Raw genomic sequence first — 13162 nt, 5'->3', positions numbered from 1 at the left:
GTTGTCGCTCGGAAACTCGGCATGACGCGCGTCTACAACGAGGCGGGTGAGCATGTCCCCGTCACGGTGTTGTCGCTCGATGGCTGCCAGGTCGTTGCGCACCGCACGCAGGACCGCGACGGTTATACCGCGCTCCAGCTCGGCGCCGGCAAGGCCAAGGCCAAGAATACGACGCGTGCCATGCGCGGGCATTTCGCGAAAGCGAACGTTGAGCCCAAGCGCACCCTCGTCGAATGCCGCGTCAAGGAAGACGCCTTCATCGACGTCGGTGCCGAGATCACCGCCGACCACTTCGTCGCCGGTCAGTTCGTCGACGCCACCGGGACGTCGATCGGTAAAGGCTTCGCCGGCGCCATGAAGCGCCACAACTTCGGCGGCCTGCGCGCCTCTCACGGCGTGTCCATCTCCCACCGCTCCCACGGCTCCATCGGCCAGTGCCAGGACCCCGGCAAGGTGTTCAAGGGCAAGAAGATGGCCGGCCACATGGGCGGCGTGCGCGTGACGACGCAGAACCTCACCGTGGTTCGTGCGGACGTCGAGCGTGGCCTTCTCCTGGTCGCCGGTGCCGTTCCGGGCGCCAAGAATTCGTGGATCATCATCCGCGACGCGGTGAAGAAGCCGGCCCATGCCGACGCGCCGACCCCCGGTGCCTTCCGCATGGCCGCCGCTGACGAGAACGTCAACGCCGCGCCGGCCGACGATGCCGCGCCGGAGGCTCCCGCCACCGAGGCGAGCGCCGACGAGACGAAGGGTGACGCGTGATGGATATTGAGGTCAAAACCCTCGCAGGCGGGTCCAACGGGACCGTCAGCCTGCCCGACGAGACCTTCGGTCTCGAGCCGCGCGCGGATCTCCTCCACCGCGTGGTGCGCTGGCAGCTCGCCCGCCGCCAGCAGGGCACCCACAAGGTGAAGTCGCGTGGCGAGATCAACGCCACCGGCAAGAAGATGTTCAAGCAGAAGGGCACCGGCCGCGCCCGCCATTCCGACAAGAAGGCGACGCAGTTCCGTGGCGGTGCCAAGCCGCACGGCCCGAAGCCGCGCAGCCACGCGATCGACCTTCCCAAGAAGGTTCGCGTGCTCGGCCTGAAGCATGCGCTGTCCGCGAAGGTGAAGTCCCAGGGCCTCATCGTCATCGAGGACGCCAAGCTCGAGGCCATCAAGACGAAGGCGCTGAAGGAGCAATTCGCCGGGCTCGGCCTGTCGAACGCCCTCATCATCGACGGTGAGGTCGACGCCAACTTCGCCAAGGCCGCGAAGAACATCCCGATGGTGGACGTGCTGCCGGTCGCCGGCCTGAACGTCTACGACATCCTGCGTCGCAACACGCTGGTGCTGACGCGTTCCGCGCTGGACGGCATCGAGGCGCGCTTCGCGGGCCAGGGTTCGTCCGAGGCTCAGGCTGAGGGGACCAACTGATGGCCATCGCTCTCAACCACTACGACGTCATCGTCTCCCCGGTGATCACCGAGAAGACGACCGAGGCGTCCGAGCACAACCAGGTCGTCTTCCGCGTGGCGAAGACCGCGTCCAAGCCGGAGATCAAGGCCGCCGTCGAGGCGCTCTTCTCCGTCAAGGTGACGGCCGTCAACACGCTGGTCCGCAAGGGCAAGGTGAAGCGCTTCCGCGGCATCAGAGGGCGTCAGTCGGACGTCAAGCATGCCGTCGTGACGCTCGCCGACGGCCAGCACATCGACGTGACGACGGGGCTTTAATCCATGGCACTGAAGACATTCAATCCGACGTCGCCGGGCCAGCGTCAGCTCGTCATCGTCAAGCGCGACGGCCTCTACAAGGGCAAGCCCGTCAAGACCCTCACCGAGGGTCTGACGAAGTCCGGCGGCCGCAACAACCGCGGCCGCAAGACGGCTCGGCACCGGGGCGGCGGTCACAAGCGCACCTACCGCATGGTCGACTTCAAGCGTCGCACCAAGTGGAACATGGCGGCGACCGTCGAGCGGCTGGAATATGATCCCAACCGCACGGCCTTCATCGCGCTGATCAAGTACGAGGACGGCGAGCTCGCCTACATCCTCGCGCCGCAGCGTCTCGCCGAAGGTGACACCGTCATCGCCGGCGACAAGGTCGACGTGAAGCCCGGCAACGCGATGCCTCTGGCCGCGATCCCGGTCGGCACCATCATCCACAACGTGGAGATGAAGCCGATGAAGGGTGGTCAGATCGCCCGCTCCGCCGGCACCTATGCGCAGCTCGTCGGCCGCGACGGCCCGTGGGCCATTCTTCGCCTGCAGTCGGGCGAGCAGCGGCTCGTGTCGGGTCAGTGCATGGCGTCGATCGGCGCCGTGTCCAACCCGGACCACGGCAACATCAACCTGTCGAAGGCCGGCCGTTCGCGCTGGCTCGGCAAGCGCCCGCAGACCCGCGGTGTGGCGATGAACCCGTTCGACCACCCGCATGGTGGTGGTGAAGGTCGCACCTCTGGTGGCCGTCACCCGGTGACCCCCTGGGGCCAGCCGACGAAGGGCAAGCGCACCCGCTCGAATAAGTCGACGGACAAGTTCATCGTCCGCTCGCGCCACGCACGGAAGAAGTAAATGACACGCTCGGTTTGGAAAGGTCCGTTCGTCGACGGATACCTTCTGAAGAAGGCGGAGAAGGTCCGCGAGGGCGGTCGTAACGAGGTCATTAAGATCTGGTCGCGGCGCTCGACGATCCTGCCTCACTTCGTTGGGCTCACGTTCGGCGTCTACAACGGTCAGAAGCATGTGCCGGTCCTCGTGACGGAGGACATGGTGGGTATGAAGTTCGGCGAGTTCTCGCCGACCCGCACCTACTACGGTCACGGCGCGGACAAGAAGGCGAAGAAGCGCTAATGGGTAAGGCCAAAGCTCCCCGCGCCCTCGCCGACAACGAGGCTCGCGCCGTCAACAAGATGATCCGCATCTCCCCCCAGAAGCTCAACCTGGTGGCGGCGATGATCCGGGGCAAGAAGGTCTCCGCGGCCCTCGCCGAGCTCGAGTTTTCGCGCAAGCGCATCTCGGGCGAGGTGAAGAAGACGCTGGAATCCGCCATTGCCAATGCGGAGAACAACCACGACCTCGACGTCGACTCGCTCGTCGTCAAGGAGGCCTTCGTCGGCAAGGCGCTCGTCATGAAGCGCTTCTCGCCGCGGGGCCGCGGCCGTGTGGGCTCCATTCAGAAACCGTTCTCGCACCTCACGATCGTGGTGCGTGAAGTCGAGGAGGCCGCCTGATGGGTCACAAAGTTTCCCCGATCGGGCTGCGGCTCGGCATCAACCGCACGTGGGACTCGCGCTGGTACGCCGAAGGCGGCGAATACGGCAAGCTGCTCCACGAGGATCTCGCGATCCGCTCCATGCTCATGAAAGAGCTGAAGCAGGCCGCGGTGTCCAAGATCGTTATCGAGCGCCCGCACAAGAAGTGCCGCGTGACGATCCACTCGGCGCGTCCGGGTGTCGTCATCGGCAAGAAGGGCGCCGACATCGACAAGCTGCGCAAGAAAGTCGCGGCGATGACGGACTCCGAGGTCCACATCAACATCGTCGAGGTCCGCAAGCCGGAGATCGACGCGACGTTGGTGGCGGCTTCGATCGCCCAGCAGCTGGAGCGCCGTATCGCGTTCCGCCGCGCCATGAAGCGCGCCGTGCAGACGGCGATGCGCATGGGCGCGGGCGGCATCCGCATCAACTGCGGAGGCCGTCTGGGCGGTGCGGAAATCGCCCGTACCGAGTGGTACCGCGAAGGCCGTGTGCCGCTGCACACGCTGCGCGCCGACATCGACTACGGCACGGCCGAGGCGAAGACCGCCTACGGCATCTGCGGTGTCAAGGTTTGGATCTTCAAGGGTGAGATCCTGGAGCACGACCCGATGGCGTCCGAACGGCGCGCCACCGAGGCGTCGAACCAGGGTTCCTCGAACCGTCGCGGTGGCGGCGGTCGCGACCGGGACTAAGAGGGCGGAACCATGTTGCAGCCGAAGCGGACCAAGTTCCGCAAACAGCACAAAGGCCGTATCCACGGTGACGCGAAGGGCGGGTTCGACCTGAACTTCGGGTCCTACGGCATGAAGGCTCTCGAGCCGGAGCGCATCACCGCGCGCCAGATCGAAGCCGCCCGTCGTGCCATGACGCGTCACATGAAGCGTCAGGGCCGTGTCTGGATCCGCATCTTCCCGGACCTCCCGGTCACGAAGAAGCCGACCGAAGTGCGTATGGGTAAGGGCAAGGGCTCGGTCGAGTTCTGGGCCGCCCGCGTGCACCCCGGCCGGATCATGTTCGAGATCGACGGCGTCTCCGAGGAGATCGCCCGCGAGGCCTTCCGCCTCGCCGGTGCGAAGCTGCCGGTCAAGACCAAGTTCGTCCAGCGCGTTCCGGAGTAAGTCATGGCCGATAACAAAGCGATGAAAGCCGAGGACGTCCGCGCCAAGACGTCCGATGAGCTGGTCGACACGCTGCGTGACCTGAAGAAGGAGCAGTTCAATCTGCGCTTTCAGCGGGCCACCGGCCAGCAAGAGAACACGTCGCGCAGCCGCGTCATCCGCCGCGACATTGCGCGTATCAAGACCGTATTGGGCCAGCGCCGGCGCGAAAGCGCTTCGGCTGCGGCTGAGTGAGGACCCTAGATGCCGAAGCGTCAACTTGAAGGCATCGTGGCCTCCGCGAAGGGCAACAAGACGATCGTTGTCTCCGTGGAGCGCCGCTTTGCTCATCCGCTGCTGAAGAAGACCGTTCGCCGGTCCAAGAAGTATCACGCGCACGACGAGTCGAACCGCTACCATGAAGGCCAGCGCGTTCGGATCGAGGAGTGCCGCCCGATCTCCAAGACGAAGTCCTGGACGGTCATCGGCGCTCTGACCCCGGCCGGCGAGCTGATCGCCTCCGACGCCGCCGCCCAGGCCGCTGCCGCCGACGCGGTCGCGCACGGTGCGAGCGCCGAGGAAGCCGAGCGCGCCGCGCAGGATGCCGCCGCGCACGCCTCCGACGGGCAGTAAGCGACGGGCGCCGAGCGCGTTCAAGAATGAGGCCGCCGCGTGCGGTCAGCGGGGTCGCCCCCTGAAGCGAGGGCGACCCATTTCGTTGGGGCGGGTCGAGGGACCCGTCTTCTCGTGGAAGGGGCGACCCTTCGTATCGTTGGGGTTCGTCCCCTATCGGAGAAGCTGAACCATGATTCAGATGCAAACTAACCTCGCCGTCGCCGACAATAGCGGTGCACGCCGGGTCATGTGCATCAAGGTGCTCGGCGGCTCGAAGCGCAAGTACGCCTCCGTGGGCGACATCATCGTGGTGTCGATCAAGGAAGCGTCGCCGCGCGGCCGTGTGAAGAAGGGCGACGTGGCGAAAGCCGTCGTCGTGCGCACCGCGAAGGACATCAAGCGTGCGGACGGTTCCGTGATCCGGTTCGACGGCAATGCCGCCGTTCTGGTGAACAACAACAAGGAGCCGATCGGCACCCGCATCTTCGGCCCCGTGCCGCGTGAGCTGCGCCAGTCCGGTCACATGAAGGTCATCTCGCTCGCGCCGGAGGTCTTGTAATGGCTGCGAAGATCAAGAAGGGCGACCAGGTCGTGGTCCTTTCGGGCCGTGACAAGGGCAAGTCCGGCGAGGTCCTGAGCGTCGACCCGAAGCTGGGCCGCGCGACCGTCGCCGGCGTCAACACGCAGATGCGCCACACGCGCCAGAGCGCGCAGTCCGAAGGCGGCATCATTCCGAAGGCGGGTCCGATCGACCTGTCGAACCTTGCGATCGCCGACCCGAAGGACGGCCAGCCGACCCGCGTCGGCTTCCGGATCGAGGACGGCAAGAAGGTGCGCTTCGCGAAGCGTTCCGGGGAGCTGATCGATGGCTGATGTGATGGGTGCCGACGAGGCGACCACCGGCATGCCGGAGGGCTACGAGCCCCGCGCGCTGAAACTGTACCGGGAGAAAGTCGTCCCGGGCATGCGCGAGAAGTTCAACTACGCCAACCCCATGATGGTGCCGCGCGTCGATAAGATCGTGCTCAACATGGGTGTGGGCGAGGCGACCTCCGACTCCCGCAAGGTCCAATCGGCGCTGAAAGATCTCGCCCTCATCGCCGGCCAGCAGCCGGTGGTGACCCGTGCCAAGAACTCGATCGCGGGCTTCAAGGTCCGTGAGAACATGCCGCTCGGCTGCAAGGTCACCCTGCGCCGGCAGAAGATGTACGAGTTCCTCGACCGCTTCGTCACGATCGCGCTGCCGCGCGTGAAGGACTTCCGCGGTCTCAACCCGAAGTCCTTCGACGGTCGCGGCAACTTCGCCTGCGGCATGAAGGAGCACCTGGTCTTCCCGGAGATCATCTACGACAAGGTCGATCAGGTGTGGGGCATGGATATTATCGTCGCGACCACGGCCAAGACCGATGAGGAAGCACGGGAGCTCCTGAAGCTCTTCAACTTCCCGTTCCGTGACCCGGCGCAGAAGGCGTAAGAGATGGCCAAAAAGGGCAAGATCGAGAACAACAACAAGCGCCGTCAGCTGGTCGAGACCTATTCGGCCAAGCGCGAGGCGCTGAAGGCGATCACGCAGAACCAGGAGCTTCCGATGGAAGAGCGGTTCGCGGCGACGCTGAAGCTGGCCGAGATGCCGCGCAACTCCGCGCCGAACCGCGTGAAGAACCGTTGCGAGGTTACCGGCCGTCCGAAGGCTTACTACCGTAAGCTCAAGATGAGCCGTATCGCGCTGCGTGAACTGGGCTCGGACGGGAAGATCCCCGGCCTGGTCAAGTCGAGCTGGTAAGGGAGGGCAGACACCATGAACCTGACTGATCCTCTCGGCGATATGCTGACCCGTATCCGCAACGCGCAGATGCGCAAGCGGAGCAAGATCGTGACGCCCGGCTCCAAGCTGCGCACGAATGTCCTCGAAGTTCTGAAGCTGGAAGGCTACATCCGTGGCTATTCCGTCAAAGAACTCGAGAACGGCCGTTCGGAGATCGAGGTCGAGCTGAAGTACTACGACGGTGCCCCGGTGATTAAGGAGATCAAGCGCGTCTCCAAGCCGGGCCGCCGGGTCTATTCCTCGGTGCAGACGCTGCCGCGCGTGCGCGACGGTCTCGGCATCTCCATCCTGTCGACGTCCAAGGGCGTCATGTCGGAGCACGCCGCGCGCGACGCCAATGTCGGCGGCGAAGTGCTCTGCCAGGTCTTCTAAGGGGGCATCGATGAGCCGAATTGGTAAGCTCGCCGTCCCGGTCCCCAAGGGGGTCACGGCAACCGTCGACGGGCAGAAGGTCACCGCGAAGGGGCCCAAGGGCCAGCTCGAGTTCACGGTCCCCGACCGTGTGATCGTCAAGCAGCTCGAAGACGGGTCGATCAAGGTCGACCCCGTCAACGAGGAGCGTGAAGCCCGCTCCATGTGGGGTCTCTCGCGCACGATGATCCTCAACCTGATGACCGGCGTCACCGAAGGGTTCTCCAAGAACCTGCAGATCAACGGCGTCGGTTATCGCGCCGCGATCTCGGGCAAGGACCTGGAGCTTTCGCTGGGCTTCTCGCACCCGGTGAAGTATCCGATCCCGGAAGGCATCGACATCAAGTGTCCGAAGCCGACCGAGATCACCGTGACGGGTATCGACAAGCAGCGTGTCGGCCAGGTGGCTGCGGAGATCCGCAAGTACCGTCCGCCGGAGCCCTACAAGGGCAAGGGTGTGAAGTACGCCGACGAGACCATCGTGCGTAAGGAAGGGAAGAAGAAGTGAGCCGGGAACGCATTCGCACCGAGCGGCGCGTCGCCAGGGTTCGCCGCGCCCTCAAGACGGCCGCCAACGGCCGTCCGCGCCTCAGCGTGTTTCGCTCGTCGAAGCACATCTATTGCCAGGTCATCGACGATCTCAAGGGCACGACCATCGCCGCCGCCTCCACCATGGAGAAGGGCCTGCGCGAGGAGCTTCGCACCGGCGCCGACTGCGCCGCTGCGACGCGGGTCGGCCAGCTGATCGCCGAGCGCGCCAAGGCGGCCGGCGTCGAGAAGGTTATCTTCGACCGTGGCGGCCGGCTCTATCACGGGCGCCTCAAGGCGCTCGCGGAAGCGGCCCGCGAGGGTGGCCTCGAATTCTGATCCTGCCCTGCGGCTTCGGCCGCGCGGCGTGACACCCGGCCCGTCCGCGCCCTTGTTCATTCAGGCGTGCGGCCGGGCCTTCCCCCGTTCAGCGGAATGAGCCGCCGGGGCGACGCTCCCTTCCTCCCCAAGCGGGCGGCCGGGGCGCATCGGATAAGCAGTCTGAAGCTGGTACGCAGGGTTCTGCCCTGAACGGCCGGCCAAGGAGCATGAGATGGCTGACGATAACAGGAGAGGCGGTCGCCGGCGCGATCGCGACGACGAAGACAACGAATTCGTCGACAAGCTGGTTCACATCAACCGCGTCGCGAAGGTGGTGAAGGGTGGCCGTCGCTTCGGCTTCGCCGCGCTCGTCGTCGTGGGCGACACCAAGGGCCGCGTGGGCTTCGGCCACGGCAAGGCGCGCGAAGTGCCGGAAGCGATCCGCAAGGCGACCGAGTCCGCCAAGCGCACGCTGATCCGCGTTCCGCTGCGCGAAGGCCGCACGCTGCACCACGACGTGTCCGGCCGTTGGGGCGCGGGCAAGGTCTTCCTGCGTGCCGCTCCGGCCGGTACCGGCATCATCGCCGGTGGCCCGATGCGCGCCGTCTTCGAGACGCTCGGCGTTCACGACATCGTCGCGAAGTCGCTCGGCTCGTCGAACCCCTACAACATGATCCGCGCGACCTTCGAGGCGCTGAAGGACCAGGATTCGCCGCGCTCCGTGGCCGCTCGTCGCGGTCTCAAGGTGTCGCAGCTCCAGTCCCGCCGCCGCGATGCCGAGCACGAGCCGGCGGTCGAGAGCGAGACGTCGGAGATGGCCGATGCCTGATTTCCGCGTCACCAAGGGCGCCGAGGCCGCGAAGGCCGCGGGCCGTCCGACCGTCGTCGTCGAGCAGACCGGTTCGCCGATCCGCCGTCCGGCCGAGCAGCGCGACACGCTGAAGGGTCTCGGCCTCAACAAGATGCACCGTCGCCGCGAGCTGGAAGACACCCCGGCCGTGCGCGGTATGATCGCCAAGGTCGCCCACCTGGTGAAGGTTGTGGAGGGCTGACATGAAGCTCAACGAACTTCGCGACAATCCGGGCGCGACCAAAGCCCGCAAGCGCGTCGGCCGCGGTATCGGCTCCGGCACCGGCAAGACCGGCGGCCGTGGTGTGAAGGGTCAGAAGTCCCGCTCGGGCGTGGCCATCAAAGGCTTCGAGGGCGGTCAGATGCCGCTCCACATGCGCCTGCCGAAGCGTGGCTTCAACAACATCTTCCGCCCCGATTACAACATCATCGCGGTCGGCAAGCTGCAGGCGGCGGTGGATGCGGGCCGTGTGGACCCCTCGCAGCCGGTGACGGCCGAGTCGCTCGCCGCGACCGGCATCCTGCGCCGCGCCAAGGACGGCGTGCGGATCCTCGCCGATGGTGAGCTGAACACCGCGCTGAACCTCAAGGTCGCCGGGATCTCCAAGGCGGCCCGCGAGATCGTCGAGAAGGCCGGCGGCTCCGTCGAGGTGCTGGCGCCCAAGAAGGTCGAGACCGCGGCTGAATAAGGCCCGGTCCGGGGAGGCGGCTCGCGCCGCCGCGCCCCTTCGCCTGCGAGAACAAGAAAGCCCGCCCCCGTGGCGGGCTTTTTCGTGCCGAACCGCCCTGCGAACCGGCAGAGCGCCGGGCCTCCACGGATTGATGCACCGCCGGAGCCGTGCCTTAATCGGCACCCATGGATGACGCCGACCGTTCCCTTTTCGACACGCTGCTCTCCGCCCACATGGGCGTGACGCGTTACGACGAGGTGATCCGGCAGATGTCGCACGCCCATCCGGACGTCGTCTTCATGCTGCAGGTCGAGACCTGGGCACCGCGCCGGGTGAGCGGGGCAACGGTCACGCTCGTCGATCCGGACAGCCTCAGCGCCTATGCGCAGGTCGCCCACCTCAACCCGTTCCTGTCGCGGATGCCGAACGAGAGGGAGGTCTTCGTCACCGAGCGCTTCGTCAGCCGCGCCGAGGTGAAGCGGACGGAGTTCTACGACACCTTCGGCCGGGATTTCTGGGACGTCACGTCGGCGTTCGCGCTGCCGATCCGGTCGGATCCGGACGGCTTGGTGGCGATCACCGCGACCATGCCGGACGACTTTGCCGAGAGCGACCGCACCCGTCTCTATGACAGGCTGGAGAGGTTGCTGCGACCGGTGCAGCACTCCTTCTGGCTCGCCGGGCAGATGGCGGAGAAGGCGCGCGCCGAAGGGGCCGCGATGTCGATGGACGCGATGGGTCTTCCGGCCGCGCTCATCGGCCCGTCGGGCCGCGTGGAGGTCACCAACGACGCATGGCGGACGGCGGCCGGCAGGCTGACGGTGTCGCGTGACGGGCGGCTGAGCGCGTCCGACGCGCAGACCGCGCGCAGGGTCGAGGAGGCGGTGCGGTTCGCTCTCTCGCGGCGGGCGACGGCGCGTGTGGGGGTCCCGCTGGGCCACGGTCCGCCGGCGATCCTTTCGCTGGTGCCGCTCGGCGCGTCACAGCCAGCGGTGCTGCAGGAAGCGGTGACGCCGCGGCCGTTGCTTCTCGCTACCATCGTCGACCCGTTCCGCCACCGCGGCTCGCCCCGTGCGCTGCTCCAGGATCTCTACAGGCTGACTCCGGCGGAATGCGCCTTGGCCGTCCTCTTGCGGGACGGTCACAGTCTGCGCCAGGCGGCCGGGATCAGGTCCGTGGCCTACCCGACGGCACGCAATCAGCTCGCTTCGATATTGGGCAAATTGCAGCTTCACAGCCAGAGCGAGTTGCGCGCCTTTCTCGCGCGCCTCTCGCTGGTCGAGCCTGAGGGCGAGGGCGCCCCATGACGTGCTGCGCATAACGATCCTCGAGGCGATACCGGCCGGGGAGGGAGGCGGCGACGGCGATGGTCCCGCGACGTTTATCTGTCCCTTCAAAGCCTTTATCCGCCTGGTGGACATCGGCCGCATGATGCAATTGCATCATGCGCGGCGCGCTTTGGCGCCGAGTGCCATTGTCCTTCGGGGCGTGGATGGTTAAGTCTTTTCCGTATTCGCCCTAAAGAGGGTCGTGACAGGTCGTGCGTGACGCGCTATGGCGCAACGCTTGAGCCACACCCTATGGGTGGGGTCCGTGTCACCTCAAGTGTCGAGGATCGGAGCGTCCATGGCGTCAGCCGCCGAACAGCTTGCTTCCAACCTGAACTTCAAGGCGTTCGCCAAGGCGGACGAGCTGAAGAAGCGTATCTGGTTCACCCTGGGTGCCCTCGTGGTCTACCGGCTCGGGACGTACATCCCGCTCCCCGGTATCGACCCGGTCGCGCTCGCACAGGCCTTCGATCAGGCGCAGAACGGCATCATCGGCCTGTTCAACGTCTTCGCCGGCGGTGCCGTGTCGCGCATGGCGATCTTCGCGCTGGGCATCATGCCCTATATCTCCGCGTCGATCATCGTGCAGCTTCTGACGACGGTGATCCCGAAGCTCGAGCAGCTCAAGAAAGAGGGCGAGCAGGGCCGCAAGGTCATCAACCAGTACACCCGCTTCGGCACGGTGGCGCTGGCGATCGTGCAGGCCTACGGCATCTCCGTCGGGCTGGAGACCGCGGGCAACATCGTCACCGACCCGGGCATTTTCTTCCGCTTCACCACCGTGGTGACGTTGGTCGGCGGCACGATGTTCCTGATGTGGCTGGGTGAGCAGATCACCTCGCGCGGCGTCGGCAACGGCATCTCGCTGATCATCTTTGCCGGCATCGTCGCCGAGCTTCCCGCCGCACTCGCCGGCATGCTGGAGCTCGGGCGTCAGGGGGCGTTGTCGACGCCGATTATCCTTCTCGTCCTCTTCATGGCCGTGGCGGTGATCGCGTTCATCGTCTTCGTGGAGCGGGCGCAGCGGCGGCTTCTCATCCAGTATCCGCGCCGTCAGGTCGGCAACCGGATGTTCCAGGGCGATTCCTCGCATCTGCCGCTGAAGCTCAACACGTCGGGCGTCATCCCGCCGATCTTCGCCTCGTCGCTCCTGGTCATCCCGGCGACGCTGACGGGCTTCGGCGCGGTCGACGGCACGGGTGTCATGGGCACGGTTCAGACGCTCTTCGCCCACGGCCGGCCGCTCTACATGATCACCTACGCGGCGCTGATCATCTTCTTCGCCTTCTTCTACACGGCGATCGTCTTCAATCCGGCCGACACGGCGGACAATCTGAAGAAGCACGGCGGCTACATTCCGGGCATCCGGCCCGGTGAGCGGACGGCGCAGTACATCGACTACGTCCTCACGCGGATCACGGTGCTCGGCGCGGCCTACCTCGTCGTGATCTGTCTGATCCCTGAATTTTTGATTTCCGCCACCGCTGTGCCGTTCTATTTTGGCGGCACGTCGCTCCTGATCGTCGTGTCGGTCACCATGGATACGGTGGCGCAGGTCCAGGGGCATTTGCTGGCCCATCAGTATGAGGGCCTCGTGAAGAAGGCCAAATTGAAGGGAAGTCGCCGATGAGGCTCATTCTGCTCGGACCGCCGGGTGCGGGGAAGGGGACCCAGGCCAAGCGTCTCATGGACGCGCATGGGATCCCGCAGCTCTCCACCGGCGACATGCTGCGCGCTGCGGTGAAGGCCGAGACGGAGATCGGCCTCAAGGCGAAGGACATCATGGCGCGCGGCGACTTGGTGCCGGACGCCGTCGTGGTCGGCATCGTCGAGGAGCGGGTGGAGCAACCGGACTGCAAGAGCGGTTTCATCCTCGACGGTTTTCCGCGCACCGTGGCGCAGGCCGAGGCGCTGGAGACGATGCTGAACGCCCATGGCATGGGTCTCGACGCCGTCATTCAGCTCGAGGTCGATGAGGGCGCTCTGGCCGCGCGTGTCGAGCAGCGCGTCGCCGAAAGCGGCGGTGCAGTTCGCGACGACGACAACGTCGAAGCGTTGAAGAAGCGCCTCGCCGTCTACCGCGAACAGACGGCTCCGCTGGTGGACCACTACCGCTCGACCGGCGACCTCGTCGTGATCGACGGCATGAAGTCCATCGACGAGGTGGAAGCTGATATCAACGAGGCGCTGTCGGTCCGGACCTGAGGGTCGGCCGAGGTGCGCGAAAAAAGGTTGACGCGGGGCTTGCTCCGCGCTACCCACCGCGCCTATCTGGA

The 13162-nt window shown here is 66.0% G+C and carries 22 protein-coding genes and 1 pseudogene; all 23 read left to right on the top strand.

The genetic code is table 11. The features are described from left to right. Positions 1 to 21 precede the first annotated feature (21 nt). The 23 genes and pseudogenes from rplC to BIX52_RS05425 all read left to right on the top strand — a co-directional run bounded on the left by rplC (position 22) and on the right by BIX52_RS05425 (position 13091). A complete protein-coding gene (gene rplC, locus BIX52_RS05540) occupies positions 22 to 762 on the top strand; it encodes a 50S ribosomal protein L3 (protein ID WP_245803115.1) in 741 nt (246 codons plus the stop codon). Next, a complete protein-coding gene (gene rplD / locus BIX52_RS05535; RefSeq protein ID WP_075219902.1) occupies positions 762 to 1418 on the top strand; it encodes a 50S ribosomal protein L4 in 657 nt (218 codons plus the stop codon). The genes rplC and rplD overlap by 1 nt, the downstream gene beginning before the upstream one ends. Beyond that, on the top strand, positions 1418 to 1714 hold the full coding sequence (locus BIX52_RS05530) for a 50S ribosomal protein L23 (RefSeq protein WP_075219901.1): 297 nt from the start codon (positions 1418 to 1420) through the stop codon (positions 1712 to 1714). The genes rplD and BIX52_RS05530 overlap by 1 nt, the downstream gene beginning before the upstream one ends. Positions 1715 to 1717: 3 nt before the next feature. Further along, the gene (rplB, locus tag BIX52_RS05525; protein ID WP_075219900.1) at positions 1718 to 2554 is read left to right on the top strand and encodes a 50S ribosomal protein L2; all 837 of its coding nucleotides are present in this window, start codon (positions 1718 to 1720) and stop codon (positions 2552 to 2554) included. Beyond that, on the top strand, positions 2555 to 2833 hold the full coding sequence (rpsS, locus tag BIX52_RS05520; RefSeq protein WP_075219899.1) for a 30S ribosomal protein S19: 279 nt from the start codon (positions 2555 to 2557) through the stop codon (positions 2831 to 2833). Beyond that, positions 2833 to 3213 (top strand): 50S ribosomal protein L22, encoded by a 381-nt coding sequence (gene rplV, locus BIX52_RS05515; RefSeq protein WP_075219898.1) that lies wholly within the window; start codon positions 2833 to 2835, stop codon positions 3211 to 3213. The genes rpsS and rplV overlap by 1 nt, the downstream gene beginning before the upstream one ends. Next, positions 3213 to 3932 (top strand): 30S ribosomal protein S3, encoded by a 720-nt coding sequence (gene rpsC, locus BIX52_RS05510; protein WP_075219897.1) that lies wholly within the window; start codon positions 3213 to 3215, stop codon positions 3930 to 3932. The genes rplV and rpsC overlap by 1 nt, the downstream gene beginning before the upstream one ends. Before the next feature lie 12 nt (positions 3933 to 3944). Continuing rightward, positions 3945 to 4358: a 50S ribosomal protein L16 gene (rplP, locus tag BIX52_RS05505; RefSeq protein ID WP_075219896.1), complete on the top strand. Its 414-nt coding sequence runs from the start codon at positions 3945 to 3947 to the stop codon at positions 4356 to 4358. 21 nt (positions 4359 to 4379) lie between these two features. Next, on the top strand, positions 4380 to 4592 hold the full coding sequence (gene rpmC, locus BIX52_RS05500) for a 50S ribosomal protein L29 (protein WP_075220206.1): 213 nt from the start codon (positions 4380 to 4382) through the stop codon (positions 4590 to 4592). A gap of 9 nt (positions 4593 to 4601) precedes the next feature. Beyond that, positions 4602 to 4829, top strand: a pseudogene (gene rpsQ, locus BIX52_RS23610) (30S ribosomal protein S17); the annotation flags it as partial. 313 nt (positions 4830 to 5142) lie between these two features. Beyond that, positions 5143 to 5511 carry a 50S ribosomal protein L14 gene (rplN, locus tag BIX52_RS05490; RefSeq protein ID WP_075219895.1) on the top strand — a complete coding sequence of 123 codons (369 nt, stop codon included), beginning with the start codon at positions 5143 to 5145 and terminating at the stop codon, positions 5509 to 5511. Continuing rightward, positions 5511 to 5825, top strand: coding sequence for a 50S ribosomal protein L24 (rplX, locus tag BIX52_RS05485; protein WP_075219894.1), 315 nt, complete (start codon positions 5511 to 5513; stop codon positions 5823 to 5825). The genes rplN and rplX overlap by 1 nt, the downstream gene beginning before the upstream one ends. Further along, positions 5818 to 6426 carry a 50S ribosomal protein L5 gene (gene rplE / locus BIX52_RS05480; RefSeq protein WP_281249178.1) on the top strand — a complete coding sequence of 203 codons (609 nt, stop codon included), beginning with the start codon at positions 5818 to 5820 and terminating at the stop codon, positions 6424 to 6426. The genes rplX and rplE overlap by 8 nt, the downstream gene beginning before the upstream one ends. 3 nt (positions 6427 to 6429) lie before the next feature. Continuing rightward, positions 6430 to 6735 (top strand): 30S ribosomal protein S14, encoded by a 306-nt coding sequence (rpsN, locus tag BIX52_RS05475; protein WP_075219893.1) that lies wholly within the window; start codon positions 6430 to 6432, stop codon positions 6733 to 6735. 15 nt (positions 6736 to 6750) lie between these two features. Continuing rightward, positions 6751 to 7149, top strand: a complete 399-nt coding sequence (gene rpsH, locus BIX52_RS05470) for a 30S ribosomal protein S8 (RefSeq protein WP_075219892.1) — start codon at positions 6751 to 6753, stop codon at positions 7147 to 7149. 10 nt (positions 7150 to 7159) lie between these two features. After that, a complete protein-coding gene (gene rplF / locus BIX52_RS05465; protein WP_075219891.1) occupies positions 7160 to 7696 on the top strand; it encodes a 50S ribosomal protein L6 in 537 nt (178 codons plus the stop codon). Next, positions 7693 to 8055, top strand: a complete 363-nt coding sequence (rplR, locus tag BIX52_RS05460; RefSeq protein WP_075219890.1) for a 50S ribosomal protein L18 — start codon at positions 7693 to 7695, stop codon at positions 8053 to 8055. The genes rplF and rplR overlap by 4 nt, the downstream gene beginning before the upstream one ends. Positions 8056 to 8269: 214 nt before the next feature. Next, positions 8270 to 8866: a 30S ribosomal protein S5 gene (gene rpsE, locus BIX52_RS05455; protein ID WP_075219889.1), complete on the top strand. Its 597-nt coding sequence runs from the start codon at positions 8270 to 8272 to the stop codon at positions 8864 to 8866. Further along, positions 8859 to 9089, top strand: a complete 231-nt coding sequence (rpmD, locus tag BIX52_RS05450; protein WP_075219888.1) for a 50S ribosomal protein L30 — start codon at positions 8859 to 8861, stop codon at positions 9087 to 9089. Before rpsE ends, rpmD begins: the two co-directional genes overlap by 8 nt. A gap of 1 nt (position 9090) precedes the next feature. Continuing rightward, the gene (gene rplO, locus BIX52_RS05445) at positions 9091 to 9576 is read left to right on the top strand and encodes a 50S ribosomal protein L15 (RefSeq protein WP_075219887.1); all 486 of its coding nucleotides are present in this window, start codon (positions 9091 to 9093) and stop codon (positions 9574 to 9576) included. A gap of 167 nt (positions 9577 to 9743) precedes the next feature. Beyond that, positions 9744 to 10865 (top strand): helix-turn-helix transcriptional regulator, encoded by a 1122-nt coding sequence (locus BIX52_RS05440; protein WP_075219886.1) that lies wholly within the window; start codon positions 9744 to 9746, stop codon positions 10863 to 10865. A gap of 319 nt (positions 10866 to 11184) precedes the next feature. After that, entirely contained in the window at positions 11185 to 12516 is a 1332-nt protein-coding gene (gene secY, locus BIX52_RS05430; RefSeq protein ID WP_075219884.1) for a preprotein translocase subunit SecY, read from the top strand. After that, positions 12513 to 13091 (top strand): adenylate kinase, encoded by a 579-nt coding sequence (locus BIX52_RS05425; protein WP_075219883.1) that lies wholly within the window; start codon positions 12513 to 12515, stop codon positions 13089 to 13091. The genes secY and BIX52_RS05425 overlap by 4 nt, the downstream gene beginning before the upstream one ends. Positions 13092 to 13162 lie beyond the last annotated feature (71 nt).

It is taken from the genome of Acuticoccus yangtzensis (genome assembly GCF_001927245.1).
Classification (GTDB): Bacteria; Pseudomonadota; Alphaproteobacteria; order Rhizobiales; family Amorphaceae; genus Acuticoccus; species Acuticoccus yangtzensis.
This window is presented reverse-complemented; position numbering and strand designations above follow the sequence as displayed.